The following is a 24,660-nucleotide window of genomic DNA, read 5'->3' on the forward strand; positions in this document are numbered from 1 at the left end:
TCGCTCAGGCCGGCCGGGAGTGTCGTGATCAGCTGATTCATCGCGCCAGCAGCTCGCTCAGCTCGGCGTGTGCCTTGTCGAGGGCGGCCCGGCCCGCGGCATCCTCGACCACGGCCCGCATCATCTCGTTGAGCACGGCCGCCATCTGGGGCCAGCGCGCGTCGACGGGCACCGACCGCGAATTGTCGTGCGCGTCCTCGAGCACCGCGTAATAGGGCGCCAGAGCCCGGACCCGCGGGTCGGCCCAGCTGTCGCGCCGGGTCGCCGAGCCGCCCGAGACCGCGGTGATCACGTCCATCTCGTGGGTGGTGAGCTGCCGGATCAGCTCGGCGCTGCGCTCCGGGTCGCGGGCGCCGGCCGGGATCGTCAGCACCCAGTACGCGTTCATGGTGACCGAGCCGGGCACCGGCGCGCAGCCGACCGTGCCGGAGTCGCACATCGACGCGAAGCCCGCCCAGTTCACCATCATGGCCGCCTCGCCCGCGGCGAAGTGGACGCCCGAGCTCACGCTGTCCCACCCCGCGGCGGCCGGGTCGACCACCCGGTCGACGTGCCACAGGCCGTGCAGGAAGTCGACGGCCTCGGCGGCGGCCGCGCTGCCCAGCCCGGACGTGCCGCCGGCCTCGATCAGCTCGCCGCCCCGGCTCCACAGGTGGGTCAGGAAGTCGTAGACGTTGTTGTGCTCGTCGGGGTGGCCGGCCAGCAGCGTGCCCCGCTGCTCGCCGGGCCGGTCGAACCAGAGGGCCTGGTCGCGATATTGCGCCCAGTCGACCGGCGGGGCCAGCGGATAGCCGAACCGGTCGGCGAAGCCCTTCCGCTCGCGCTCGTCGCCGTAGAGGTCGGTGCGATAGAGGAACAGCATGGGGCCGTCGTGATAGGCCACCCCGTACGACCGGCCGTCGGCGCCGGTCTGCAGCGCGCGCAGGGCGGGCACCCAATCCTCCTGCGGCTGGTCGAGCGGCAGGATCTTGCCCGACTCGATCAGCGAGGGCAGCCAGTCGGTGATCAGCATGAGCACGTCGGCCCGGCCGTCGGTGGCCAGCGTGCCCTCGACGACCTCACGCTGCAGGTCCTCGATCTCGAGCAGCCGATGGCCCGCCTCGACCTGGACGCGGCCGAGCTGGTCGGTGAGACTGCGTTCGAACCCGTCGAAGGCGCGGCCGAAGATTTCGAGCCGATGACCGTCGTGCATCAAAAGCCTCCCACCGGAGTCGTTCAAACGATTGACTAAGCTTACACGCGGTGGTCGTATTGGAAACAAGTCCCTTGCCGCCCGACCTGGAGAATCATCGTGCTGGAGCAGCTGCAGCCCATCGCGCAAGCCTGTGACCTGACCGTCCCCGCCGAGCTGCGCAAGACGATCGGCGTCGTCGGCGCGGGCGCCATCACGCAGGTCGCGCACCTCCCGGCGTACCGGAAGGCGGGTTTGACCGTGGCCGGCATCAGCGACCTCTCGCCGGAGCGGGCCGAGCAGGCGTGCCGCGACTTCGGCCTGCCGCGCACGTACACGCTCGACGAGATGCTGGCCGACGAGACGGTCGAGATCGTCGATGTGGCCGTCGTGCCCGAGGCGCAGCCCGAGATCGTGCGGCGCGCGCTCGACGCGGGCAAGCACGTGCTGGCGCAGAAGCCCCTGGCGGTCGATTCGAAGCTCGGCGCCGAGCTGGTCGAGGCCGCGCGTACGGCTGGGCGCTCGCTCGTCGTCAACCACCAGATGCGCTACGGCGAGGGCATGGCCGCGGCCCGCGCGATGGCGGCGGCGGGCTGGATCGGCGACGTGACCGCGGTGATCATCGACGTCGACATCGAGACCGACTTCACGGCGTGGGACTGGCTGGTCACGTCGCCCCGGCTCGACCTGATGTATCACTCGATCCACTACTTCGACACCGTGCGCGCGCTGCTGGGCGACCCCTCCTCGGTCTATTGCGTCGGCGGGCGGCGCCCCGGCCAGGCGGTCGCGGGCGAGACGCGCACGCTGACCACCCTGGCGTACGACGACGGCCGCCGGGCCCTGGTCAAGGTCAACCACGAGAACCACACCGGCGACCAGTCCGCGACGTTCCGCATCGACGGCTCCGAGGGCTCCATCCGCGGCACGATCGGCCTGCTCTACGACTATCCGCACGGCCGCCCCGACACCGTCGAGGTCAACTCGAAGCGGCTGCCGACCGACGGCTGGCTGCCCTATCCCGTCACCACGCGCTGGATCCCCGACGCGTTCGCCGGCCCGATGCGCGCGCTGATGTTCGAGATCGCGGGCCGGGGCCCCGCCCCCACCACGGCCGCCGACGGGCTGCGCACGCTGCAACTCGTCGAGACCTGTTACGCCTCCCTCGCCTCGGGCGCCGTCGAGAGCTACTGACCGGCGAGGCGGGTGCGCAGGTCGACCTTGAGCACCTTGCCCACCTTGGAGCGGGGCAGGTCGTCCCAGACCTCGATCTGCTTGGGCGTCTTGACGCTGCCGATGCGCTCCTTGACGAAGGCGGCGACCTCCGCCTTGTCGACCGTCGCGCCCTCCCGCAGCTGCAGGACGGCGGTCACCCGCTCGCCCCACTTGTCGTCGGGCAGGCCGATGACCGCGCAGTCCTGCACCGCCGGATGCTGCATCAGGGCCTGCTCGACCTCGGTCGAATACACGTTGAAACCTCCGGTTATGACCATGTCCTTGGCCCGGTCCACGATGAACAGGTAGTTCTCGTCGTCGAGGTAGCCGATGTCGCCGGTGTGGTGCCAGCCGTGCGCCGACGCGGCCGCGGTGGCCGCCGGATCGCGGTGATAGCCCCGCATCACGAGCGAGCCTCGGCAGACGATCTCGCCGGTCGCGCCGCGGGGCAGCAGCTCGCCGTCGGCGCCCATGATGGCCACGGTGACCAGCGGCGACGGGCGGCCGGCGGAGGACAGCCGGTCGGTGGCGACGCTGCCGTCCGGCCGGTAGTGGTCGTCCGGCGCCATCGTCGAGATCATCATCGGCGCCTCGGTCTGGCCGAACAGCTGCGCCATCGGCCCGATCCGGCGCAGCGCCTCCTCGAGCCGCGCCGCCGACATCGGTGCCGCCCCGTACCAGAAGCAGCGCAACGACGACAGGTCGGCCTGGTCGAGCGCCGGGTGCGCCAGCACCATGTAGATCAGCGTCGGCGGCAGGAACGTGTGGGTCACCCGGTGCCGTTCGAGCAGCGTGAGGAACTCGCCGACGTCGGGCTTGCGCATGATGACGATCTCGCCGCCCCGGGCCAGCACCGGGAAGCACAGCACCCCGGCCGCGTGGGTGAGCGGGGCCAGGGCCAGATAGACCGGTCGGTCCGGCCAGGGATAGCTCATCAGCGTGATCGCGGTCATCGCCTCGAGGTTGGCCCCGGTCAGCTCGACGCCCTTGGGTCGCCCGGTCGTGCCGCCGGTGCCCACGATCATGGCGAGGTCGTCCACGGCCGGCCGGTCGACGACGCCGTCCGCGGCCAGCCCCTCCGTCTCGAGGCAGAGCAACCCGTCGCTGATCTTCTCGACCAAAGGCGCGAACGCCTTGTGATAGATCAGCACCTGGCAGCCGAACAGCTCGAGCAACTCCCGATTCTCGTACGCCTCGTTGCGCGGGTTGATCGGGCACCACACCGCGCCGGCCCGGCTGATCCCGAACACGCAGGTGAACGCGGTCGGATCGTTGCCGGAGAGCACCGCCACCCGATCGCCGGGCGCGACCCCGTGCGCGGCCAGCGCCGCCGCCACTCGCTCGCTGAGCCGCTGGACCTCCCCGTACGTGCGGGTCTGTCCGTCTGTCGTGAAACAGGGCGCGCCGGGATCGAGCGACGCGCCCTTGTCCAGGTAGTCGACGAGCCGCATGACTCAGCGCTCGACCGTGACAGTCGGTTCCCGTACGAGACCGAAGCTCTCCAGCACCCCGAGCAGCTCGCGATGCCCGAACGCCTGGCAGCCCGAGGCGAACCCGACCCGGCGCGGCGGCTGCTGCAGCAGGTGATAGGCCGCGTACGCCTGCATCAGACCGGTCTGTTTGTAATTCGAGTTGCCGTAGATGACGCAGTGCGCGCGCCCGAGCGGCCCCGAGGCGTGCACCGAGTCGACCGACTTGTTCAGCCGCGGGTTCTCGCGCGGCGGCATCACGTTCATCACCTGCGCGGCGGTGGCGGTCAGGGCCGCGTACCGCTCCTCGGGTTGCATGTCTTTGGTCGCCTCGACGGCCGCCGACACAATTTGCGGTACGCCGTTCATCAGCGCCCGGTTGAACACGCCGCCGAGCACCTTGACGTTGGCGACGCGCGGATCGCGGCGATACCAGACGGGATGCGACGTGCCGCCCCACGGCAGGGCCAGGGCGAGCTCGTGCTGGCCGGGCAGCACCAGCTGATAGAGCCCGGCGTCGGGATCCCAGGCCTCGTACCGGTTCTGCTCGAGCCGGAAGGCGCCGGACGTTGCCGCGTTGACGAGGATCGTCAGCGTGGACGCGATGGTCGGGCTGCCGCCCCAGAACACCGCGATGTCCAACGTGTCCAGTCCCGGCTTCTCCAGGCACAGCTCGGCCGCGATCTCGCCGGTCGTGTACATCTGCGCGATGCCCGGCGCCAGCAGTAGCCCGGCCGCCGCGAAGTCGCTCCCGTACTTCTCGTCGCAGGTGATCATCCAGTCCTGCTCGCCGGTGGTGTCGAGATAGTGCGTGCCCGCGGCCAGGCACGCCTCCGCCACCTCGGGGCCATAGACGCTGAACGGCCCGACGGTGTTGCACACGACCGACGCCCCGGCGAACAGGTCGGTCAGCGCCTCGGTGTCGTGGGTGACCTCGACGGTCTCGTAGTCGGCGGTCTCGATGCCGGCCACGTTCTCCTGCATCGACTGCTTGAGCTTGCCCGCGTCCCGCCCGGCGGCGACGAACGGGACGTTGTACTCGCGGAGGTATTCGCAGATCAGCCGGCCGGTGTAGCCGGAGGCGCCGTAGACGACGACGGGCTTGTCGGTCATGGTCACATCCCCATTCCGCCGTCGACGGGCAGGCCCGCGCCGTTGATGAACCGCGCCGCGTCGGACGCCAGGAACACCACCGCGTCGGCCATGTCGGTGACCTCGCCCAGCCGGCCGCTCGGTGTCAGCTCGACAACCGCGCCGACCGCCTCCTCGGGCGAGCCGAACAACCCGATCCGGGCGACGTCGTTGGCCAGCCCCGCACCCATCGCCGTGGGCACCAGACCGGGATAAATGCAATTGACCCGTACGCCGTAACCCAGCTTGCCGCTCTCCATGGCGGCCACGCGCGTGAGCCGGTCGACGCCGGACTTGGTGGCCGAGTAGACCGAGATGCCCGGGAAGGCGATGGTCGCGGCCACCGAGGCCACGTTGATCACGACGCCGCTCTGCTGCTCGCGCATGGCCCGGAACGCGTGCTTGATGCCCAGCGCCGTGCCGAGCAGGTTGACCTCGAGCTGCTTGCGGACGGCGACCGGGTCGAGGTCGACGATCAGGCTGGTGATCTCGACGCCGGCGTTGTTGACCACGATGTCGAGCCCGTCCAGGATCGCGGTCGCCCGCCCCACGGCGGAGGCCCAGCTGTCGTCGTCGGTGACGTCGAGGTGCACGAAGCCGTGGCCGTCGCCCAGCGACTCGGCGACCTTGGGACCGAGGTCGTCCCGCAGGTCGGCCACGACGACGTGCGCGCCCGCGGCGGCCAGGGCGCGGGCCATGCCTTCGCCCAGGCCCTGCGCGGCGCCGGTGACCAGCGCGCGGCGGCCGGTGAGATCGATCTGTGTCATGGGGGCTCCTTTGCCCGGGCGTTGGGGAGACCTACATCACATGCCTCTCCTTGACACTTGTCAAGAAAACTTTGGACGAGCGTCAAGACGTACGATGGCGTCGTGCCTCCTGTGAAGGACCGCCCGGCCGGCAAGTTCGACCGGCGCCGCGACGAGCTGGCCGAGTCCGCGCTGCTGACCCTCGGCGAGCTGGGCTATGCCCGGGCCAGCCTGCGCGAGATCGCCGGCAACTCCCCGTTCAGCCACGGCGTGGTCCACTACTACTTCTCCGACAAGACCGAGCTGGTCATCTACAGCGTCCGCCACTACAAGGCCCGCTGCGTGACCCGCTACGACGCCGTGGTCAGCGACTCGACCACACCCGGGGAACTGGTCGACGCCTTCGCGGCCAAGCTGGCCCAGACCATCCGCGACGAGGCCCCGATGCACCGCCTCTGGTACGACCTGCGCACCCAGAGCATGTTCGAGGAGTCGCTGCGCGAGGCCATCACCGAGATCGACGGCACGCTCGAGGCCATGATCTGGCGAGTGATCGACCGCTACGCGACCCTGTGCGACGCCCGCCCGTCGGTGCCCGCCCCCACGGCGTACGCAATGCTCGACGGCCTCTTCCAGGGCGCGCTGCTGGCCTACACCACCTCCGGCGAGCCCGTGCTCGACGGTCTGGCCGCCCAAGTCCGTACGGTAATGCCCTTGCTGGTCAGCGCAGCCGACCCGACCCGTACAGGTGGTCAAAGATGATCTGGTCGACCGGGGAGACGCGCGGCCGGTCGGCGTAGGTCAGCCAGGCGAACTCCTCGATCTCGTTCGCCGCCTTCAAAATCCCGCGATAGCCCGCCGAATAACAGGTCATCCGCACGACGACGCCGTCCGGGTGCCCGTGCGCCTGCGCGCTGAAAGTGCCCACGTGCTCGGCGCCGGCCACCTCGAGGGCCACGCTCAGCTCCTCCTCGACCTCGCGGACCAGGGTGTCGAGGTCGCTCTCCCCGGCCTCCCGCTTGCCGCCCGGCAGGTAGAAGACGTCCTTGCCCCGCGACCGTGAGCTCAGGATCTGCTGGTCTTCGAGCCGGATCCAGGCCACCTTGTCGATCACGAGTTCAGTATCCAGTCAGTGCCGCCTCTTACTCTCGGGGCATGGCTACTCGCGTCAATCGGCAGACGGTGGACCTGTCGTCCTATCCCGACCTGGTCGTGGTCTATCTGGGAATGCGCGTCAACCGCCTCTACGGCCTGCGCACCCTGATGAGCTACGGCCCGCAGATCGGCAACCCCGCCGCGGGCAACCCCGACGGCCTGCTCCGCCACGAATCCCTTATGTGGTCGCTGTTCCCCATGCACATGGGCATCCGCCAATACTGGCGTGACCTGCCGTCGCTGCTGGCCTGGGCCCGCTCCGAACCCCACCGCCTCTGGTGGCGCGACTTCCTCCGCAACAGCGGCGGCACCGGCTTCTGGCACGAGACGTACCTCCTCCGCGGCGGCATGGAAGCGATCTACGACGACATCCCGCAGCATCGGGGCTTCGCCGCCTTCGCCCCGCTCCAGCCGGCCCGAGGCCCCATGTTCGGCTCAGCCACCCGCATCGGCCGCCCCCACGACAACACCGCCCCGGTCGTCACCGAGGAGGAGCTCTATCCCCAGGACCCTGGTCGCTGACCCGCCTCCGTTTGCCTGGACGTTCCAGAATGACGGGCAAGCAAGCCGAAGCAGACCCGCGGGAGTGGTCATGCCTCCGGTGCGCTACTCGGCCGGTGGGCGGTTGATTCCGGGGTAGCGTGCAGGGTCATGCAGCCCGTCTCCAAGCTGGAACGTCGTGTGGTGGCCGCCGCCGAGGAGGCGTTGAAGCGGCAGCGTTATGTGAGTCCGCTTGATGTGCTGGCCGGGATGGGGTGGCTGCCGCCCGGGCGGGTGACCGACTGGCGGCAGGGCCGCGTGCCGCACCTGGAGAGCGTCGCCGCGGTTTCCGAGGAGCGGCTGGCCGACGCGCTCGAGATCTTCCACCGCTGGGTGAAGAGCCAGGGCCTGCGGCCGAGCGAGGTCGAATACGTGGCCGCCACCCGCGACCGGCGGCCGCTGCGGTTCAGCGACAAGGGGATCGACGAGGCCTACCGGACGCATTGGCTGGCCGCCGATCTGACGGAGAAGCAGCAGGAGCGGATCACGACCCGGCAGAGCAAGCCGCCGGATCTGGTGGTGCTCATGGCGACGCGGCCGTTCACCTGTGCCAGCTGCGGGGAGACCGACGCCGACCTGCTCATGATGGAGGACGCCGGGCCGATCTGCCTCGGCTGCGCCGACCTCGGCCATCTGGTGTTCCTGGCGGCCGGCGACGCCGCGCTGACCCGCCGGGCCAAGCAGGCCAGCCGGTTGTCGGCGGTCGTGGTGCGGTTCAACAAGTCCCGCAAACGCAACGAACGCCAGGGGTTGCTGGTCGAACGGGCCGCGGTCGAGCAGGCCGAGCAGCAGTGTCTGTCCGACGAGGACGCCCGGGCCCGCCGCCGCGAGCGTGACCGGGAACGCCGCGAGGTCGCCGACGAGGCGTTCCAGCAGAAGCTGGCCGGGCTGATCGGCGAGTTGTTCCCGGGCTGCCCGGCGGATCGCGCGGCCGAGATCAGCCAGCACACCGCCGTGCGGGGGAGTGGCCGGGTGGGTCGCAGCGCCGCCGGCCGGGCCCTCGACCCCGACGCCGTGACCCGCGCGGTCGTCGCCTCGATCCGGCACGAAGACACCCCGTACGACGAATTGTTGATGGCGGGCGTGCCACGTGATCAGGCCCGGCAGCAGATCCGCGAGACGATCGACCGTGTCCTGGCGGCATGGCGTTCTTGAGGGCCGGCGCGCGACACTCGATCGGTGACGTTTCTCAACGTCGTCGATCCGGCGTTCGACTTCACGGCGCCGGAGGTGTTCGCTGCTCAGGCGGCCGGCTGGTATGCCGACTGCCCGCTGGGCCCGCTCGTGCTGCGGCACGCCGAGACGTACGAGCTGCTCCGCGACCGCCGGCTCGACCACGGCGGCGACAGTTATCTGCGGGGCAACGGCATCACCGCCGAACCGATCCACGACTGGTGGGTCCCGATGATCGTCAACCACGACGGCGCCGACCATCGCCGGTTGCGCACCCTGGTCAGCCGTTCCTTCACACCCCGTACGGTCGACGCCCTGCGCCCGTTCGTCCGGGCCACGACCGAGCGCCTCGCCGACGAGATCGACGGCGCCGATTTCGTCGCCACGTTCGCCGACCGGTTGCCGCTGGCGGTGCTGAGCGAGCTGCTCGGCGTGCCCGAAGCCGACCACGAGCTCTTCAGCGCCTGGGCCGGCGACATCGGCCTGATCTTCGCGCTGGCCGCGGGCGGTGACACGGCGGCCCGCGTCGAACGGGCGGTCGCGGGCCTGGATGCGTACGTGGAAGGTCTTATCGACGAGAAGGCGAAGCGCCCGGCCGATGATCTCGTCTCCGCGATGGTCGCCGCCTGGCAAGTGGACGACACGGTGACGCGCGCCGAGCTGCGCAACCTGCTGGTCACCCTGGTTTTCGGCGCGCACGACAACACCCGCCACCAGCTCTCCAACATGATGGTCACGTTCGCCGAGCACCCCGGGCAATGGCTGCTGCTGCGCGATCGTCCGGAATTGGCCGCCCGGGCAGTCACCGAGTCGATGCGTTGGCGTCCGTCCGCGGCCAGCGTTTTCCGCCGCGCCGCCGAGAGCTTCGAGTTCCGCGGTCTGCCCATCGCCGCCGGCACCTTCGTGACGATGGCGGTGCAGACCGCGCAGCGGGATCCGCGCGCCTTTCCCGGCGGCCACGTTTTCGACATCACCGCCGTACGGGATTCGCCGCTGCTCCAATTCGGCGCGGGCCCGCACTATTGTCTCGGCGCCGCGCTGGCCCAGACCGAACTGGCCGAGGCCCTGCCCATTCTGACCCGCCGTTTCGGCCCGCCGGTGATCGCGGGCAAGGTGACGTGGCGCCCGGCCATCGGGACCCACGGCCCCAACGAATTGCCCTTACGATTCCCCGGTGGATCTCGATGACATCGCCGCCCGGCTCGCCGTTCCCGTCGCCGAGATCGAGCGCCTCGCCGTCGACCGGCCGTCGGCTCCACTGCCGCAGAGGGCCGACGCCGCCGCGATTCTCGACCGATTAGCCGTACGCCCGGAGGACGCCCGCGACATTCTGGCGAACTGGCCGTCTCCGCAGTGGACACCCGAACTGCGCTGGCTGCTTGACCGCTCGATCGCGCTGGTCCGGGCCGACCTCGGCGGTTACGACTGGCTGGCCCCCGGCCCCGAGTTGCCGCGCTATTTCGTGTACGCCTATTTGGCTTTGCTCGACGACGTCCGGCGCTATCACCGCGACCACGGCATTTCCGACGCGGTCTCTTGGACCACGCTGGCCGACCTGGGCCGCAATCTCGCCGTCGATCGCCGGATGAACGGCGAGGGCTGGCCGGTCATGCAGAGCTGGCTCACCCTGCACGTCCGCGGCGGCCTCTACGAGCTCGGCCGGCTGCAATTCCAGCGCGGCGACGCCACTCTCGGCCTGCACATTCCCGAGTCGGGCCCGCTGACCCCGGCCGCGATCGACGCCTCCCTGGCCGAGGCGCGCGCATTCTTCCCCCGCCATTTCCCTGACGAGCCGTACCCGAGCTTCTCCTGCGGTTCGTGGCTGCTCGACCCCCAGCTGCGCGATTACCTGCCCGGCGACTCCAACATCATCGGCTTCCAAAAGCGTTTCGACCTTTCCCCGTACGAGGAACCGGAGGGGCTGGACTGCGACGTCGAGGTCCTGCGGTTCACTTTCCGTACGCTGTCCACACCCCTCGATCAGCTCCCGCGCCGCACCGCCCTGCAACGCGCCGTCATCGACCACTTGCGGGCGGGCCACCATTGGCAGTGGCGTCGCGGTACCTTCCCGGCGTGAGCGTTCTCCGGATCCGCGGTTTCGGGCTTCCCGAGGCAGAACCCATCGACCTGTACGCCGATGGCGACCGCTGGACGACCGACCCGGTGCCGGGCGCCGAACTGGTCGCCGAGGGCTGGCTGCTGCCCGGTCTGGTCGACGCGCACACGCACCCCGGCGCGGAAAAGCTCGGCGAGCCGCTCGACGACACGACCCTGCGCGACGACCTGCGGGCACACCTGGCCGCCGGGGTCACGCTGATCCGCTCACCGGGCCTGTCCGGCGAGCCGCCCGACTGGTTCGGCCGCGACGAGGACGGCCCCCGCGCCCTGCACGCGGGGGAGTGGATCGCGCAGCCCGGCCAGTTCTTCCCCGGCTGGGGACGCCGCCCCGACCCCGCCGACCTGCCCCGGACAGCCGCCGAACAAGCCGCCCGTACGGGGTGGGCCAAGGTTGTCATCGACTGGCAGTACGGCGACGATGTGCTCCCGGTCGACATCCTGCGCGAGGCAGTCACCCGCGTGCACGCGGCGGGCGGGCGGCTCGCGGTCCACTCCCAGCACGCCGCCGGCGGCGCGGTCGCCGTGGAGGCCGGAGTCGACTCCATCGAACACGGCATGTGCCTGGACCCGGAGCTGCTGCCCCGCATGGCCGCCCAGGGCACCGCGCTGACCCCCACCCTCTCCGTGATCACCTCTTCGCTGGCCCGTAAACGGCAGTCCCCCGACGGCCCGGCCAAGGACTGGTACGTCTCCGGCGCGACCGCCCACCCCAACCTGACCGCGGCCGCTGTCGAGGCCGGAGTCACCGTCCTGGCCGGCACCGACTCCCGTCCGCACGGCCGCATCACCGACGAGATCAGAGCCCTGGTCGCCGCCGGCGTCCCACCCCACGAGGCCCTGGCCGCGGCATCGTGGATGGCCCGCTCCTACCTGGGCTTCGCAGGCCTGGCCGACGGCGCCCCAGCCGACGCACTCGTCCTCGACACCGACCCCCGCCTCGACCTCAGCACACTCGCCCGCCCCCGCGCAGTAATCGCCCGCGGCCGCCGCGTCGCGTAAATCCCGGATTCGGCCTTGCTTTGCCGGCGCCCGCGACGGCGGATACTGGACAGGTGAGTGGATGGCAGGGCTGGTTCTATTCGGACGCGCGCGACCCACGCCTGTTCGTGCCGCGCCGCTCGGGCCTGGGCCTGACCCTCAACTTCGCCCACCCCGCGGCCCGCTGGGTCCTGACCGCCCTGTTCGCGACGATGGCCCTGCTCGCGATCCTGGCCACCCTGCTCGAGGCCCGCTCCTGAGTTTCCCGCGCCCCACACCGGGAAGATCTAATGCATGTCTATCTGGAGCTGGTTCAAGAAGAGGCGCCAAGACAGGATCGAACTGCAGCGCAACGAGGCCGTAGCCAAAGCCATGGCCCGCGGCGCCACCCCGGCGCAGATCAAAGCCGCCGGCGACCGCGCCGCAAACGGCACCACCAACGCCGCAGTAATCGGCTCGATCAACGTCTGACCAGCACGGCCGGGGCGATCTCGTCCCGGCCGTCTTTCTTCGTCAGCCGGGTTCGGATTCGTGGCCGGCTGGGTGGGAGCGCAGCAGGCCGTCGTAGGCGTATTCGGCCGTGATGTCGCCGGTGATGACGCGGTGGATCGTGCGGGTGATGGGCATCGGCAGGCCGTGCTGGTCGGCCAGCTGAACCGCGGCGTGCACGGTCTTCACGCCCTCGGCGACCTGGCCCATCTCGGCCAAAATGTCGTCCAGGCTGCGCCCGCGGCCGAGCTGCTCACCGACGTACCGGTTGCGGCTGTGCGGGCTGATGCACGTCGCCACCAGGTCACCCATGCCGGCCAGCCCGGCCAGCGTCGTCGGCTCGCCACCCATCGCGACGGCCAGTGTGGTCAGCTCGGCCAGCCCCCGCGAGATCACGCCGGCCCGGGTGTTGTCGCCGACGCCCAGACCCTGAGCGATGCCCGTAGCGATGGCCACGACGTTCTTCAGCGCCCCACCGACCTCGCAGCCGATCACATCGTGGTTCGTGTAGACCCGCAGCAGCCCCCGGCGGAACACCCGCTGGATCTCCGTGGCCACAGTGAGATCCTCGGTCGCGATCACGGTCGCGGCCGCCATCCCAGCCATGATCTCCTTGGCCAGGTTGGGCCCGGTGAGCGCGGCGGCCGGATGCCCTGGCAGCACTTCCTTGATCACCTCGGTCATCCGCAGCAGGGAGTCGCGTTCCAGCCCCTTGCTCAGGCTCACCACCGGGATCCAGGGGTGCAGATCAGGCCGTACGCGTTCCAGCGTCTCGCGAAATGCGCCCGTGGGCACGCCGACGACAAGCAACTCCGCGTGGCCCGCCGCCTCGGCCAGGTCCGCGGTCGCGCGCAGCCGCTCCGGCAGCGTGAACCCCTGGAGGTAACGCTCATTGGTGTGCTTGGCGTTGATCTCGTCCGCCGCGGCCGGATCCCGCGCCCAGATCAGCGACTCATGATCCCGCCGAGTCAACACCGACGCGACCGTGGTCCCCCAGGAGCCCGCCCCCAGCACGGTGATCCGCATACTTCCCCTTTCACCAGCGCAAACGTGCGTACGGAGAATCTAGAACAGCGCCGGGTCAGCTGCCCTACGGTTTGCGGGCCAGGCCGATGAGGTTGTCCAGCCGCTGGGCCGGCTGCGCGTCGCCGGTGTCGGGGCGCCATTCGGTCACGTCGATCAGGCCCGGTTCGACGAATTCGAGGCCGTCGAAGTAGCTCGCGATCTCCTCCGGGCTGCGCATCGCGTACGGGGGATTGGCCGTGGCATTCCAGATCTCCATGACCTGGTTGAGCACAGGGTTGGTGTTGGCGCCGTCGACAACGAGCAGGTAACTGCCCGCAGCCAGGCCCGCCATGGTTCGCTGGACGATCGCCCGGGCCTCCTCGGCGGTCGGCATGTGGGCCAGAATCCCGGACAGCATCAGCGCCACCGGTTTGCTCAGGTCCAGGGTCCGGCTCGCTTCGCGCAGGATCGTTTCCGTGTCGCGCAGATCGGCGTCGACGTAGTCGGTGGCGCCGTGGGGACCGCTGGAAAGCAGCGCCCGCGCGTGCACCAAAACGAGCGGGTCGTAATCGACGTAGACGATTCGCGACTCCGGGGCCACCGACTGCGCCACCTCGTGCGTGTTGTTGGTCGTCGGCAGCCCGGTGCCGATGTCGAGGAACTGGGTCACACCGGCCTCGCCCGCCAGATACCGTACGGCCCGGTTGAGCACGGCCCGGTCGGCGCGAGCGATCTCCACGATGATCGGGTATTCCGCCGCGATCTGGTCGCCGAGGTCACGGTCGACGGCGTAGTTGTCCTTGCCGCCCAGCCAGTAGTTCCAGACCCGCGCCGTCTGCGGAACAGAGGAGTCGATTTTCGGGGCATCAGTCATGAGAGCTCCCTTGAGGTTTCAACTGCCGGTCGGCCGCTGAGACTACCGTCACGCCGCCCGGCCGAGGTCGGCCAGAATCCGGTCCAGAATCTCGGGTGTCTGTTGTGGAGTCGCCGCCTCTTCGGAGAGCCGGTTCATGACGTCGAAATAGCAGTCGATGTCGGCCGGCTTGTCCAAATAGAGCGCGCTGGTCAGCTGCTCCACATAGACGAGGTCGCGCATCTCCTTCTGCGGGAAGCGCAAGATGGTGAACGAGGTGCCGGCCCCCGCATGCCCGCCCGCCGCCAGCGGCATCACCTGGATCATCACCTTGGAGTTCTTGCTCTCCCGCACGGCCAGCGCCTCGATCTGATCCCGCATCACTCGCGGACCACCGACCGGCCGCCGCAGGGCCGCCTCGTCGATCACCGCCCACAGCGTCGGCGGATCCGGCTGACTGAGCACCTGCTGACGTTCCAACCGCAGTCGCACCCGCCGCGCGACCTCATCATCGCGCTGGCTGTAGGTGCCCAGCCGGATCAGCGCCTCGGCGTACGCCTCGGTCTGCAACAACCCCGGCAACCACTGCGCCTCGTACGTACGAATGACGGAAGCCGTAGCCTCCAGCCCCAGGTACCGCTGCAACCAGTTCGGCGTGACATCACTGTACGGATGCCACCAGCACTGCGTATTGGTCTCCCGCACCCGCGCGAGAAAGGCGGCGCGTTCTTCCTCGTCGTCCACCCCGTAGAGCGTGAGCAGAACCGCCACGTTAGTTTCCTTCAACGCGACCCGGCCCAGCTCCATCCGGCTGACAGTCGAGTCCGCAGTACCGAGCGCCTCGGCCGCCTCCGCCCGAGCCACCCCGTGCTCCTCCCGCAGGCGACGCAGCTGCGACCCGAGCAGAATCCGCGCAACGGTCGGGCCTTCGCCCTCCCCGCTCACCGCTCGCCCCCCTGTCCATCCACGGAAGCAGCATGACACCGTGTGACCCCGGCCACTACCCCGCACTCACTCGAGATGGTCGCTGGGACTGGTCTGCAACAGCCACGCCAACGGCATCTTCGCGCGCTCGGTGTAGCCGGCGTCCGAGGAGAGCTGGTAGAGAGTCACTGAGGAATGCCCGCCGAGGCGTATTCGCGCCTCTTGGTCACCTCGTCCATCGCCTCCGATCCCGGCGACACAATCTCAACGGCGAGCAGGAGCTCAGTGACATCAAGCCAGACCGCGCGCGGCGGCGATTCACTCCAAACGCTGATATCGGGGATCCGGCCCCCGTCGCGCTCACTCCCCGGAACGCGAATGCCGGCAACCTGAAGGATTTGCTCGGCTGGCCACCCCGTCATGAGCAGCCAAGCAAAGAGCCGGCTAGCGATCTGCGCGTGCTCAAAGTCCGCGACCGGCCAGACAGACAGCACACCCTCGGGGCTCGTCTCGTAACGATGGCCATTCGGATCCGCCGCGTTCATGGCCGCCAGATCGTCGAGCGTCACCACGGCGGGCATGTGCCTGCCAACGCTCGCCGCGCTCATGAGCCCGTCGTACGAGCCCGCGTTATCCCCTCGCGAATCCGCTGACCGGCCTGACCCTGTTCACCCGAGAGCACCCCTGTGCTGCTGGTGCGCGCTGAGGCTGAGTCCGACGACGTGGGAGAAGGCCACCGAGTCGGCTCGCCCTGTCTTGGGTGCCTTGGGTGACCTCAAAAGCGCGAGTCGGACGGCTGTAGAATGTCCGGAAAAGCAGCCGGGCGTATTCGGCGCGACCAAGATTAATTTACGCGACACTGACTTCGTTTTTTGTCTGGATCTCGACCACTCAGCTCCGCCAAGCGAGCGCGCACTTCCGCTTTTTCATCTTGCAAGTCTTGTCGCTCCTTTCCGATTTGCTCTTCCAGCTTTGCGGCCCGTTCGTTGTCGAGTGCCGCGGCCTCGAACCCGCGGTGGCTGCCAGCCACTCGTCCCCCTTGCTTGCCGGCTCCCGGCTTCCGCTCGCCTATCCGCAACTGCTGGGGGTCTTCGCGGCCCTTTGGCTTCGCCCGTGATGAGGGCTGTCGCTGTCCAGGAGTGGGGTTGGTGTCGCGCTGTAGCTCAGCTCGCCCGAATCCCCTGACGTCATCAGCTCGATTCTCGGGACCACATCACGAAATCGGCCTCCCGCTGACGCGGTTCGCGCAGGCGGTCAGGTCCAGCTCAGTCGAGGTGGTCCGGCGGGCTCAGAGGCTCTGCACAACCCGAGACGCAAGCGTACGGTTCGGCGGCAACGGTGTGGCGAGACTAGGCCACGTTGAGTTGGATGTTTCCGATCCGCGCGACGATGTCGAGGTGGCCACCCAGCCCGACGACGTAGGCGCGCAGCGAGTCGAGCCCAACGGCGTCGCCGTTCTCGATCTGGCTGATGCGTGCCTGCGACAGTCCGGCTGCCTCGGCCAGTTGCGCCTGGGTCAGTCCGAGCTGTTGGCGGATCTCGGCCAGCTGGGCGCCGCTCACGGAAGCGAGCATCTGTTCCCGCATCTGCTGCCGCCGGGCCACGCGATCGCTGTTGTCCCAGGTCGGGTCAAGGGCACGAGCCTTGGCCTTCACATCGCGCCAGTTGGATGCCTCGGTCATGATTCATCCTCTGCTTTCAGGCTGGTCAGGTGCTCGGCGAAGCGACTGTCAGCCAGCGGGATAGCCGCGCGATACCAGGTTTGCCATCGCCCCGACTTGTCGCCGGCCACCAGGAATAACGCCTCCCGGACCGGGTCGAACGCGAAGATCATCCTGACCTCAGTCGTTCCTGACGAACCGGGACGAAGCTCCTTCATGTTGTGGTACGCACTGCCCTTAAGGCGATCCACCAATGGCCGGCCGAGCGCCGGTCCCTGCTCGGCCAGGACGTCGATCGCCTCCGAAACCAGGTCCGCAGTGATCGGATCGGTCTCACAGAGGTCGAGGAACCATGCCTCAACCTCGGGGTGCAACCGCACTTCCCACATGAGCCCAGTATAAGCTCAACTTATATCCCATAACCGCCGCGCGTCAGCAGTTTGCCGTCAGGATCGAGATCATGGGCCGTTTCCATCGTCGGTCAGCCCGCTGCTGCAGCAGGGAAACCGGAACGGCGTTGAACCGGCCGGAGGACGCAAGCCGACGAGGGCGCGACCGGCCCGGTCGACCGCGCCCACCGTAACGTGGGGTCTGGGGGTCGCCCCCAGGCTAGTTGAGTGGGGCGGGCGGGACTCGAACCCGCGACCGAGGGATTATGAGTCCCCTGCTCTAACCCACTGAGCTACCGCCCCTTACCGGCGGCGATCCTAACCCGTGCCGCACAGTCGCAGCCAGCGATCTCCTGCGCCGAGAGCAGGGAGCGCCGACGAATCAGGCGTGGACGTGGGTTCCCAGCCAGGAAAGCACAGCCCCCGCCGTGCGCCATCCGCCTGCCAGGGCGCCCTGGATGGAGGGGCTGTCGCGGTGGTCGCCGGCCACGAACAGGCCTTCGCCGAGGTCTACCGGTTTGCGCAGGTTGAGCTGCGGCACCCGGGCCGACGGTAGGGCGTTGGGGATGCTGACGGTTTCGAGCAGCTCCCAGTCGTCGGTCGGCACCCCGTACAAGCGGGACAATTCCACCCGGATCACCGTCTCGGAGGCCGCGGAGGGGGCTGACACGCCGACCACCGAGGCCGCGATCAGGGACTTGCCGGTGGGTGCGTACTCGGGCGCGGCATTGGACAGGACGATCGTGTTGGCGATGATCTCGCGCCGGTCGCCGTCGAGCAGCAGGGTGGGCTCGTCGATGGGGGCGCGGTCGGCCCCGAAGTAGAAGGTGGTCAGGCCGTGCATGTCGGGGCGGGGCAGCTGGGGCAGCAGCTCCGACGCGGAGACCGGGTCGGTCGCGACGATCACGGCCCGGCAGCGCAGCTCGCCGCCCTCGGTGACGACCACGCCGGGGCCGACCGAGAGCGTGCTGGCCCCGATGAGCAGCTGGGGATAGGGCAGGGGACCGGCGATCGCCGCGGGCAGGGCCGCCATGCCGGCCGCGGGCACGCCCATCCGCCCGCGCGCGAACGACCGCAGGATCATCGCGAACACGTGACTCGACGTGTCGAGCGAGCGGTCGCCGAAGACGCCGGAGAGGAACGGCCGCATCACTTCTTCGATCATGCGGTGCGACAGGCCGGCCTTGCGCAGCATCTCCTGCGTCGTCGTCTCGCGGGCCTCGAGCAGCCGGGACGCGGGCAGGGTGGCGCACTTGGTGGCGAGCGTGGCGAACTTCAGCCGGTCACTGAGCGTGCCGACGCCCGACGTGAGGGTCTGCGCGACCGCGAGCGGCTCGCGGATCGGGTGCTCGAGCCGGTGCAGCTCGCCGCCCCGCCGCACGAGCACGCCGGGCGTGAAGTAGCGCAGGTCGAGCGCGTCGATGTCGACCAGCGCGGGCAGCCGCGGATACGCCGTGTTGATGATCTGGAAGCCCCGGTCGAAGTGCCAGCCGTCGACGACGTCGGTGGTCACCCGGCCGCCGATCCGGTCGGAGCCCTCGACGAGCAGCCATTCCACGCCCGCGCGGTCGAGCCGGCGGGCAGCCGACAGTCCGGCGAGTCCGCCGCCGACGATGACGACGTCCACCTCAACGGGCTGCGACACGGGCACCTCACAAGGGGACGAACAAGGCAGACTCAGCGTAACGGCGGTGGGTGGTCACGGCAGGAGAAAGACGAAGACGTACGCCTCGTCGCCCGGCCCTGGTTCCCCGAGGGGTTGCTGCCCCAGGGCCCGGCTGACGAAACTCACGGGAGGTATCTCACCTCCGGGAAAGCGCGGTTCGGCCCGTCGAGCAGGCGCTGCTCACGCCCCCGCAGGTGCTCGTCGAAGAACGCCAGGGGATAGGCCTGGTCGATCCGCACCGCGCGGCCCGGGTCGAGCGTCCCGATCCAGCCCCGCAGCTCGTCGTCGCCCATGCCGACCACCTTCGCGAGCTGCGGCATCAACACCTGCAGATCCCCGTACGAGGAATGCACTGCGCCTTGGGCCTGGATGTCGAGGCGCCAGCCGTGCAACTGGGTCCAGAACTGAGCGACGGCCGGGTCGGTGGCTTTGGGGAACTCGGCCGTCATCAGCATGAACGGCGTCTCGATGCGCCCGCTCATCGCCGGCAGCATGGGCCCGTCGATGGCCAGTCCCGCCTTGACGCGGGGGTCGGTCAGCAGCACCCGGGCCGTCGCCGTGCCGCCCTTGGACCAGCCGAACATCCCGATCCGGCCGGTGTCGATCGCCCCGGCCAGCCCGTCCGGCAGCCGCCGCCCGTCGACGTCCGGGTTGCGCCCCGCCGCCAGCTGCTCGATGCGGCCGATGACGAACCGGGCGTCCTGCGCGTAGTCCTCCGGCGCGGCCGATTGCTCGGTGGGCGCCACGATTCGCCCGTCGGGCAGCCGGCTGTAGGCGTCGCCCAGGTGATCGATCGCGACGACCGCATAGCCGTGGCTCGCGAGCTGCTGCACCATCGTCGAGTGCTCGTTGCGGTGCCCGCCCGCGCCGTGCGAGAAGATCAAGACCGGCAACCTTCCCCCCGTACGGCGGACCGGCGCGCCCTCGTGCCCGAAGGTGAGCGGCGTCAGCACCGTGTCGGCCGCGTACCCGGCGTCGACCAGGTATTTGCGCAGCAGGTCGGGCTGCATCCAGGGCGCCCGCGGGTGCCGGCCGGTGTCGCGGGCCGGATACCAGACCCCGGCCATCAGTTCCCGGTGCCCGGCCTGCCCGGTGAAGGGGTCGGGCCGCGACCGGTCGATCAGGTGCAGCGCGACCGTGCCCACCCCGTACGGGCCGGTGGGTCTGGGCAAAGTGAGGCGCGGCGGAGCAGCGGTGGCCGGGACGGCGGTGCTCCCGATCGCGGCGACGGCGAGCGTGCCGGTGAGCAGGGTGCGACGGCTGATCAACATGAGTCCTCCCCGTGTCTGTATACGCTGAGGGTATACACCGAGAGGATAGATGTCGACAGCAAAAGGGGCCGCCCGGCGACGGACGGCCCCTTCTCAAGCCATGGTCAGCAGGAGAGGTTGCTGCCCGGGTCCACCCCGAGGATCTGGGCGAACCGCTGGTAGGCGTCGATCCGGCTCTGCACCTGGGCCGGGTTGCCGCCGTTGCACTCGAGGGCGCCGTTGATGCTGCGGATCGTCTCGCCGAACCCGGCGCCGTTGACGATCGCGGCGTGCGGGGTCATCGAGCCCGGTCCGGTCTGCGTCATCCAATACCAGAGGCCGGTCTGCCAGGCCACCGACGCGTCGTTCTTGACCAGGTCGGGGCTGTTCAGCAGGTCGATGCCGAGCGCGTCACCGGCCGCCTTGTAGTTGAAGTTCCAGCTCAACTGGATCGGGCCGCGCCCGTGATAGGCGTCCTGCCCGGCCGGGCACCCGTACGGCTGGGCCGCGTCGCAATAGAGCGGCCAGTTGGCCTGGTTCAGCTCCTCGACGTAGACCAGCCCGCCCGACTCGTGGTTGATGTTGGCCAGGAACGCCGCGGCCTCCCGCTTCTGCACGTCCTCGCCGCCGGCGCCGGTGAACTCGGGGAACTTGTTCATGGCGTCGACCAGGCCCGCGTACGAGTAGAACGGGATCCGGTTCGGGAACATCTGCTGGAACTGGGCCTCGGACACCGGCAGGGTCGCGGCCGAGGCGCCGGTGCTCGGCAGCAGGGCGGCCAGGCCGGCGGTGACGGCGACGGCCAGGGCGCCGGCCGCGGCCAGAAGACGATTACGCTTCATGTTCACGCTCCGATGTTCAGGTCGACGCAGGCGTAGAACGCCATGGCGGTGTCGGCGACGTTCCAGCGGGCCAGCACGGTCTGCGGTCCGGTGAAGCCCTGCATGTTCACGGTGTGGGTCTTGACGCCTTCGGGCTGGGCGCCGCCGTCGTCGAACGACGCGAGCAGCGTGTCGCCGATGAAGTACTCCCACGTGGTGGTCGAGTGCCGGGCGGTGAGCACCCAGTCGAAGGTCACCGACTGCCCGGCCGTAGCCCGCGGCCAGGCCTTGCTGGTGTCGTTGAGCTCGGCGAACCGGCCGCCGCCGCCGTTGCACTCCTTCGAGCCCTTGGCGGCCTCGACGCTCTGCGGCTCGTACTGGACGTCGCCGCAGCCGGCGACCGCGCCGGCGGCGCAGTTGGCCTGGCGGCTGGGCGGGGAGGAGATGTAGCCGTGGGCCGAGGCGGGGGAGACGCCGACGGTCAGGGCGGCCACGGTGGCGCCGACGGTCAGCGCCGGCAGTGCGAATTTACGCATGGAAGAGACTCCTTCGTTCTGAAGGGCGTGCGGGACGCCGGGGCTCAGTTGAAGGGCGAGAGGGTGATCCCGATCGACGCCGGGTCGCCGCTGTGCACCAGCGACTCCTGGTTGGCCACGTCGTCGAACGCGAACGCGTAGGCCTTGCCGTCGGCCATGTTTTCGTGGATCAACTTGCCGTACAGGTTGGCCGGGCTGTTCTGATAGAAGGTGCCCGGGTCGGTGCTGGGCTCGACGTCCTGCGTGCCGAGGGTGCCGCGGAACAGCGCCGCGCACAGGCTGCGGGCGATCGGCCCGACGACCAGGTCGTTCGGCGCGCCCAGGTTGCCGTCGCAGCCCCACACGTTCGACGACGTCGGCTTGGTGAAGCTGGCGACCTGCGCGCCGGTCGCGTCGGTGAAGTTCATGACGTCGCCGCTCGTGCGGCCGGTGAAGACCTTGTCGGGTTGCTCGGCGAACGGCTTGACCGTGAGGTCCTTGCTCGCGTACGCGGCCCAGGCCTGATCGATGTAGCCGCCCAGGTAGTCCGGGTCGAAGCCGCCGGCGTCGGCCCCCTTGCCCGGGGCCAGCACCCGCAGCACGGTGCCGTCGGCCCGGGTCTGCACCAGCTTGGCGAACTCGGGGTCGGCCTTGATCCCGTCGACGACGGCGTTGTGCCCGCCCGGCTTGAGCTCGCCGGTCTTGAGGGTCTGCCCGTCCGAGCCGGTCACGCTGACCGCGTGCGGCACGGCGAACATGTCCACCTGCGAGCTGTTCAGCCACACGCCGGAGTCGTTGTAGGTGAACTCGCTCCAGTCGAAGAGCACGTCGCGGCTGGAGTCGCCGCCGGCCCAGGGTGCCGGCTGCACGAGACCGCCGTCCTGCGAGAGCCGGAAGTCGAGTTTGTCGCCGAACGCCATGTACATGCGCCCGGACAGGCCCTTGGGGACCTGGATGGTCTTGCTGGCGCCGTTCGCCGGGCCGGCGATCGACACGTCGGGCGCCGGTACGGGCGGGCTGCCGCCGGCCGGCCACGCGGTGAACGTGCCGCCCTCGTTGACGTAGCCGAGCTTGCCGCCCGACTCGCCGAGCACATACAGGTTCACGGCCTCACCACGGCCGGAGTCGTTCGTGACGGTCAGGGGGAGCAGGTCGGGCCCGGCCGCGCTGGCGGACGGCACAACCGCGGCGACTCCGGCGACGGCCACGGCCGCCACTCCAAGTCCGAGCAGGGATTTGCGGTTCAGACGCATAGGCACTCCACGGTCCGGCCCCCGGATGGCACAGGCCCGGCGCTGCCGGAAGGGATCCCGCACCGGCCGGAACGCTTCGGGGGCGGACACAGAAGGGGGACGCATCCCGGCCGTCACGCTCCGTGCAAGTAGAGCGCTCTCGAAACACCATTCCCCGCCCGTACGGTCATGTCAATCGACCTTGGTCGCTCCGTAGCACACTTCCCCAGGGCCGCAATTCGGGGTCGTCTTCGCAGCTCAACGGGGTGCGATGAACGATCGGGAAAGAATGTTGACGAAAGGGCAACGGGCTTAAATCCGGCGGAGCCGGACACCGAACGCACCGTTACCAAGGCGCCGCGCGAAACCATCGCACCGTGGGGTGTCCGGGGGCTCGGCCCCCGGAGCAGAAATGGCGAAAGGCCCCGGTTCGCGCTCTCCGCGAACAAGGGCCTCCGCCAAACGCTCCCCCGATTGGACTCGAACCAATAACCTGCCGGTTAACAGCCGGCTGCTCTGCCAATTGAGCTACAGGGGATCGTGCTGACACCGTGGCTTCCCTCGGTGCCGGAGAACAGAGTACATGACCGGTGGGCCCCGGCGCGAAGGGGTTCCCCGGCACGCCGCCGCGGGGTGGAAAGGCGAACGGCAGGTATACGAAACCGGCAGCATGGGTATGCACGGTTGAGCGACGCACGCGCGTCATCGAACGGAAGGAGCCGCCATCATGCGCGGAAAGCTGATGTTCATCACCGGTCTCGCGGCGGGCTTCGTCCTGGGCAGCCGTGCCGGCCGGGAGAAGTACGAGGAGATCCGGTCGAACGCCAAGAAGGTGTGGGAGCACCCTTCGGTGCAGGAAGCCGCCGGTGTCGCCCAGGCGCAGGCCAACAAGCTCTACTCCGAGAGCAAGGACAAGCTGCAGTCGTCCAAGCTCGGCGAGAAGCTGCACGTCACCGGCGACGACTCCACCACGGAGCCGCTGGCCTCGACGAACAAGACCAGCACCACGTACTGATAGCAGCGCACCACGCAGGCTCTGGGGCCGCCCTCAACGTCGAGGGCGGCCCCAGCCTTGTGTCAAAGACGATCAGGCGTTCGAGGAGAACGCCGCGTCGAAGGCCGCCGTCGGGGCGTCGAAGGCCAGCCGGCGGACGAATTGCAGGGCCTCGGGCGCGCCGACCAGGCGGTCCATGCCGGCGTCCTCCCACTCGATCGAGAGCGGCCCGTCGTAGCCGATCGCGTTGAGCGCCCGGAAGCAGTCCTCCCACGGCACGTCGCCGTGCCCGGTCGAGACGAAATCCCAGCCGCGGCGCAGGTCGGCCCACGGCAGGTGCGAGCTGAGCCGGCCGCGCCGCCCGTCGCCCGTACGCACCTTGGCGTCCTTGCAGTCGACGTGATAGATCCGGTCCTTGAACTCGAGGATGAAGTTGACCGGGTCGAGGTCCTGCCAGACGAAGTGCGACGGGTCCCAGTTGAGCCCGAACGCGGGCCGGTCGCCGATCGCCTCCAGCGTGCGGCGGGTGGTCCAGTAGTCGTACGCAATCTCGCTGGGGTGCACCTCGTGGGCGAACCGCACGCCGACCTCGTCGAACACGTCGAGGATGGGGTTCCACCGGTCGGCGAAGTCCTGGTAGCCGCGGTCGATCATCGCGGCGGGGGTGGGCGGGAACATCGCGACCGTGTGCCAGATCGACGAGCCGGTGAAGCCGACGACCGTCTTGACCCCCAGGCGCGCGGCGGCCCGGGCGGTGTCCTTCATGCGCTCGGCGGCCCGCTGCCGTACGCCCTCGGGGTCGCCGTCGCCCCAGATGTCGGCGGGCAGGATGTCTTGGTGCCGCTCGTCGATGAGGTCGCACACGGCCTGGCCGACCAGGTGGTTGCTGATCGCGTAGACCTTCAGGTTGTATTTGGCGAGCTGCTCGCGCTTGCGGTCGATGTAGTCGGGTTCAGCGAGGGCCCGGTCGACCTCGAAGTGATCACCCCAGCAGGCGATCTCGAGCCCGTCGTAGCCCCACTCGGAGGTGAGCCGGCAGACCTCGTCGAAGGGTAGGTCGGCCCACTGGCCGGTGAAGAGCGTGATGGGTCGCGCCATGATTTCTCCCTCAAGAACGGAACAGCACTGGGCGGGCGGCGAGGGAAGGCCGCCCTGTCGGCACGGC

At 69.5% G+C, this 24,660-nt stretch carries 27 protein-coding genes and 2 tRNA genes; 10 read left to right on the forward strand and 19 right to left on the reverse strand.

What is annotated here, in order from left to right:
- Positions 1–37 precede the first annotated feature (37 nt).
- Positions 38–1,192, reverse strand: a complete 1,155-nt coding sequence (locus tag JKJ07_RS18190) for an extracellular solute-binding protein (protein ID WP_202992783.1) — start codon at positions 1,190–1,192, stop codon at positions 38–40.
- Positions 1,193–1,291: 99 nt separating this feature from the next.
- On the opposite strand from JKJ07_RS18190, the gene JKJ07_RS18195 reads away from it, so the two are divergent.
- Positions 1,292–2,365, forward strand: coding sequence for a Gfo/Idh/MocA family protein (locus JKJ07_RS18195; protein ID WP_202992784.1), 1,074 nt, complete (start codon positions 1,292–1,294; stop codon positions 2,363–2,365).
- Here the strand turns inward: JKJ07_RS18195 and JKJ07_RS18200 are convergent.
- The 3 genes from JKJ07_RS18200 to JKJ07_RS18210 are packed head-to-tail and all read right to left on the reverse strand — an operon-like array spanning position 2,359 to position 5,753.
- Complete coding sequence (locus tag JKJ07_RS18200) at positions 2,359–3,837, reverse strand: acyl-CoA synthetase (protein WP_202992785.1); 1,479 nt, start codon at positions 3,835–3,837, stop codon at positions 2,359–2,361. The two genes, JKJ07_RS18195 and JKJ07_RS18200, sit on opposite strands and share 7 nt — an antisense overlap.
- Positions 3,838–3,840: 3 nt before the next feature.
- A complete protein-coding gene (locus tag JKJ07_RS18205; RefSeq protein ID WP_202992786.1) occupies positions 3,841–4,968 on the reverse strand; it encodes a DUF5938 domain-containing protein in 1,128 nt (375 codons plus the stop codon).
- Between the two features lie 2 nt (positions 4,969–4,970).
- A complete protein-coding gene (locus JKJ07_RS18210) occupies positions 4,971–5,753 on the reverse strand; it encodes an SDR family NAD(P)-dependent oxidoreductase (RefSeq protein WP_202992787.1) in 783 nt (260 codons plus the stop codon).
- A gap of 102 nt (positions 5,754–5,855) precedes the next feature.
- On the opposite strand from JKJ07_RS18210, the gene JKJ07_RS18215 reads away from it, so the two are divergent.
- The gene (locus tag JKJ07_RS18215) at positions 5,856–6,494 is read left to right on the forward strand and encodes a TetR/AcrR family transcriptional regulator (RefSeq protein WP_202992788.1); all 639 of its coding nucleotides are present in this window, start codon (positions 5,856–5,858) and stop codon (positions 6,492–6,494) included.
- On the opposite strand, the gene JKJ07_RS18220 is transcribed toward JKJ07_RS18215, so the two are convergent.
- Positions 6,454–6,846 carry an NUDIX hydrolase gene (locus tag JKJ07_RS18220; RefSeq protein WP_202992789.1) on the reverse strand — a complete coding sequence of 131 codons (393 nt, stop codon included), beginning with the start codon at positions 6,844–6,846 and terminating at the stop codon, positions 6,454–6,456. The genes JKJ07_RS18215 and JKJ07_RS18220 overlap by 41 nt on opposite strands.
- A gap of 41 nt (positions 6,847–6,887) precedes the next feature.
- On the opposite strand from JKJ07_RS18220, the gene JKJ07_RS18225 reads away from it, so the two are divergent.
- The 7 genes from JKJ07_RS18225 (at position 6,888) to JKJ07_RS18255 (ending at position 12,167) form a co-directional block, all read left to right on the forward strand.
- Positions 6,888–7,409: a monooxygenase family protein gene (locus JKJ07_RS18225; RefSeq protein ID WP_202992790.1), complete on the forward strand. Its 522-nt coding sequence runs from the start codon at positions 6,888–6,890 to the stop codon at positions 7,407–7,409.
- A gap of 129 nt (positions 7,410–7,538) precedes the next feature.
- Positions 7,539–8,582, forward strand: a complete 1,044-nt coding sequence (locus JKJ07_RS18230) for a DUF2293 domain-containing protein (RefSeq protein ID WP_202992791.1) — start codon at positions 7,539–7,541, stop codon at positions 8,580–8,582.
- A gap of 24 nt (positions 8,583–8,606) precedes the next feature.
- On the forward strand, positions 8,607–9,788 hold the full coding sequence (locus JKJ07_RS51770) for a cytochrome P450 (protein WP_202992792.1): 1,182 nt from the start codon (positions 8,607–8,609) through the stop codon (positions 9,786–9,788).
- Positions 9,775–10,677 carry an acyltransferase domain-containing protein gene (locus tag JKJ07_RS18240; RefSeq protein ID WP_202992793.1) on the forward strand — a complete coding sequence of 301 codons (903 nt, stop codon included), beginning with the start codon at positions 9,775–9,777 and terminating at the stop codon, positions 10,675–10,677. Before JKJ07_RS51770 ends, JKJ07_RS18240 begins: the two co-directional genes overlap by 14 nt.
- Positions 10,674–11,717: an amidohydrolase family protein gene (locus JKJ07_RS18245; protein WP_202992794.1), complete on the forward strand. Its 1,044-nt coding sequence runs from the start codon at positions 10,674–10,676 to the stop codon at positions 11,715–11,717. The genes JKJ07_RS18240 and JKJ07_RS18245 overlap by 4 nt, the downstream gene beginning before the upstream one ends.
- Positions 11,718–11,770: 53 nt before the next feature.
- Positions 11,771–11,956: a DUF5808 domain-containing protein gene (locus tag JKJ07_RS18250; protein ID WP_202992795.1), complete on the forward strand. Its 186-nt coding sequence runs from the start codon at positions 11,771–11,773 to the stop codon at positions 11,954–11,956.
- A 34-nt stretch (positions 11,957–11,990) separates the two neighbouring features.
- Entirely contained in the window at positions 11,991–12,167 is a 177-nt protein-coding gene (locus JKJ07_RS18255; protein WP_202992796.1) for a hypothetical protein, read from the forward strand.
- A 42-nt stretch (positions 12,168–12,209) separates the two neighbouring features.
- Here JKJ07_RS18255 and JKJ07_RS18260 read toward each other — a convergent pair whose 3' ends face one another.
- From JKJ07_RS18260 to JKJ07_RS18320, 13 genes are all read right to left on the reverse strand, one after another.
- Positions 12,210–13,211 (reverse strand): NAD(P)H-dependent glycerol-3-phosphate dehydrogenase, encoded by a 1,002-nt coding sequence (locus JKJ07_RS18260; protein ID WP_202992797.1) that lies wholly within the window; start codon positions 13,209–13,211, stop codon positions 12,210–12,212.
- Between the two features lie 64 nt (positions 13,212–13,275).
- Positions 13,276–14,064 (reverse strand): SAM-dependent methyltransferase, encoded by a 789-nt coding sequence (locus JKJ07_RS18265; RefSeq protein ID WP_202992798.1) that lies wholly within the window; start codon positions 14,062–14,064, stop codon positions 13,276–13,278.
- Between the two features lie 48 nt (positions 14,065–14,112).
- Positions 14,113–14,988, reverse strand: coding sequence for a Sco1979 family transcriptional regulator (locus JKJ07_RS18270; RefSeq protein WP_307834315.1), 876 nt, complete (start codon positions 14,986–14,988; stop codon positions 14,113–14,115).
- Positions 14,989–15,152: 164 nt separating this feature from the next.
- Positions 15,153–15,575, reverse strand: coding sequence for a Uma2 family endonuclease (locus JKJ07_RS18275; protein ID WP_236029308.1), 423 nt, complete (start codon positions 15,573–15,575; stop codon positions 15,153–15,155).
- Positions 15,576–16,316: 741 nt separating this feature from the next.
- Positions 16,317–16,649 carry a helix-turn-helix domain-containing protein gene (locus tag JKJ07_RS18280; protein ID WP_202992799.1) on the reverse strand — a complete coding sequence of 111 codons (333 nt, stop codon included), beginning with the start codon at positions 16,647–16,649 and terminating at the stop codon, positions 16,317–16,319.
- A complete protein-coding gene (locus tag JKJ07_RS18285; protein WP_202992800.1) occupies positions 16,646–17,017 on the reverse strand; it encodes a type II toxin-antitoxin system RelE/ParE family toxin in 372 nt (123 codons plus the stop codon). Before JKJ07_RS18285 ends, JKJ07_RS18280 begins: the two co-directional genes overlap by 4 nt.
- 229 nt (positions 17,018–17,246) lie before the next feature.
- Positions 17,247–17,320, reverse strand: a tRNA-Ile gene (locus JKJ07_RS18290).
- Positions 17,321–17,399: 79 nt separating this feature from the next.
- Positions 17,400–18,662, reverse strand: a complete 1,263-nt coding sequence (locus tag JKJ07_RS18295; protein ID WP_202992801.1) for an NAD(P)/FAD-dependent oxidoreductase — start codon at positions 18,660–18,662, stop codon at positions 17,400–17,402.
- Between the two features lie 143 nt (positions 18,663–18,805).
- Positions 18,806–19,954 (reverse strand): alpha/beta hydrolase family protein, encoded by a 1,149-nt coding sequence (locus JKJ07_RS18300; protein WP_202992802.1) that lies wholly within the window; start codon positions 19,952–19,954, stop codon positions 18,806–18,808.
- Between the two features lie 104 nt (positions 19,955–20,058).
- Positions 20,059–20,775 carry a chitinase gene (locus JKJ07_RS18305; protein WP_202992803.1) on the reverse strand — a complete coding sequence of 239 codons (717 nt, stop codon included), beginning with the start codon at positions 20,773–20,775 and terminating at the stop codon, positions 20,059–20,061.
- Positions 20,776–20,777: 2 nt separating this feature from the next.
- Positions 20,778–21,290 carry a lytic polysaccharide monooxygenase auxiliary activity family 9 protein gene (locus JKJ07_RS18310; protein WP_202992804.1) on the reverse strand — a complete coding sequence of 171 codons (513 nt, stop codon included), beginning with the start codon at positions 21,288–21,290 and terminating at the stop codon, positions 20,778–20,780.
- Between the two features lie 44 nt (positions 21,291–21,334).
- Positions 21,335–22,522, reverse strand: a complete 1,188-nt coding sequence (locus tag JKJ07_RS18315) for a beta-1,3-glucanase family protein (RefSeq protein WP_202992805.1) — start codon at positions 22,520–22,522, stop codon at positions 21,335–21,337.
- 444 nt (positions 22,523–22,966) lie between these two features.
- Positions 22,967–23,039, reverse strand: a tRNA-Asn gene (locus JKJ07_RS18320).
- A gap of 189 nt (positions 23,040–23,228) precedes the next feature.
- On the opposite strand from JKJ07_RS18320, the gene JKJ07_RS18325 reads away from it, so the two are divergent.
- Positions 23,229–23,516 carry a hypothetical protein gene (locus tag JKJ07_RS18325; protein ID WP_202992806.1) on the forward strand — a complete coding sequence of 96 codons (288 nt, stop codon included), beginning with the start codon at positions 23,229–23,231 and terminating at the stop codon, positions 23,514–23,516.
- 72 nt (positions 23,517–23,588) lie between these two features.
- On the opposite strand, the gene JKJ07_RS18330 is transcribed toward JKJ07_RS18325, so the two are convergent.
- Positions 23,589–24,593: a sugar phosphate isomerase/epimerase family protein gene (locus JKJ07_RS18330; protein WP_202992807.1), complete on the reverse strand. Its 1,005-nt coding sequence runs from the start codon at positions 24,591–24,593 to the stop codon at positions 23,589–23,591.
- Positions 24,594–24,660: the final 67 nt, after the last annotated feature.

The organism is Paractinoplanes lichenicola (assembly GCF_016785085.1).
Classification (GTDB): domain Bacteria; phylum Actinomycetota; class Actinomycetes; order Mycobacteriales; family Micromonosporaceae; genus Actinoplanes; species Actinoplanes lichenicola.

Excerpts from the sequence above, each read along its gene's own strand:
- JKJ07_RS18285 (WP_202992800.1), bottom strand. The coding sequence starts at position 17,017 with ATGTGGGAAGTGCGGTTGCACCCCGAGGTTGAGGCATGGTTCCTCGAC.
- JKJ07_RS18210 (WP_202992787.1), bottom strand. The coding sequence starts at position 5,753 with ATGACACAGATCGATCTCACCGGCCGCCGCGCGCTGGTCACCGGCGCC.
- JKJ07_RS18315 (WP_202992805.1), bottom strand. The coding sequence starts at position 22,522 with ATGCGTCTGAACCGCAAATCCCTGCTCGGACTTGGAGTGGCGGCCGTG.
- JKJ07_RS18200 (WP_202992785.1), bottom strand. The coding sequence starts at position 3,837 with ATGCGGCTCGTCGACTACCTGGACAAGGGCGCGTCGCTCGATCCCGGC.
- JKJ07_RS18325 (WP_202992806.1), top strand. The coding sequence starts at position 23,229 with ATGCGCGGAAAGCTGATGTTCATCACCGGTCTCGCGGCGGGCTTCGTC.
- JKJ07_RS18280 (WP_202992799.1), bottom strand. The coding sequence starts at position 16,649 with ATGACCGAGGCATCCAACTGGCGCGATGTGAAGGCCAAGGCTCGTGCC.
- JKJ07_RS18230 (WP_202992791.1), top strand. The coding sequence starts at position 7,539 with ATGCAGCCCGTCTCCAAGCTGGAACGTCGTGTGGTGGCCGCCGCCGAG.
- JKJ07_RS18275 (WP_236029308.1), bottom strand. The coding sequence starts at position 15,575 with ATGAGCGCGGCGAGCGTTGGCAGGCACATGCCCGCCGTGGTGACGCTC.
- JKJ07_RS18300 (WP_202992802.1), bottom strand. The coding sequence starts at position 19,954 with ATGTTGATCAGCCGTCGCACCCTGCTCACCGGCACGCTCGCCGTCGCC.
- JKJ07_RS18205 (WP_202992786.1), bottom strand. The coding sequence starts at position 4,968 with ATGACCGACAAGCCCGTCGTCGTCTACGGCGCCTCCGGCTACACCGGC.
- JKJ07_RS18255 (WP_202992796.1), top strand. The coding sequence starts at position 11,991 with ATGTCTATCTGGAGCTGGTTCAAGAAGAGGCGCCAAGACAGGATCGAA.
- JKJ07_RS18260 (WP_202992797.1), bottom strand. The coding sequence starts at position 13,211 with ATGCGGATCACCGTGCTGGGGGCGGGCTCCTGGGGGACCACGGTCGCG.
- JKJ07_RS18265 (WP_202992798.1), bottom strand. The coding sequence starts at position 14,064 with ATGACTGATGCCCCGAAAATCGACTCCTCTGTTCCGCAGACGGCGCGG.
- JKJ07_RS18310 (WP_202992804.1), bottom strand. The coding sequence starts at position 21,290 with ATGCGTAAATTCGCACTGCCGGCGCTGACCGTCGGCGCCACCGTGGCC.
- JKJ07_RS18190 (WP_202992783.1), bottom strand. The coding sequence starts at position 1,192 with ATGCACGACGGTCATCGGCTCGAAATCTTCGGCCGCGCCTTCGACGGG.
- JKJ07_RS18305 (WP_202992803.1), bottom strand. The coding sequence starts at position 20,775 with ATGAAGCGTAATCGTCTTCTGGCCGCGGCCGGCGCCCTGGCCGTCGCC.
- JKJ07_RS18330 (WP_202992807.1), bottom strand. The coding sequence starts at position 24,593 with ATGGCGCGACCCATCACGCTCTTCACCGGCCAGTGGGCCGACCTACCC.
- JKJ07_RS18225 (WP_202992790.1), top strand. The coding sequence starts at position 6,888 with ATGGCTACTCGCGTCAATCGGCAGACGGTGGACCTGTCGTCCTATCCC.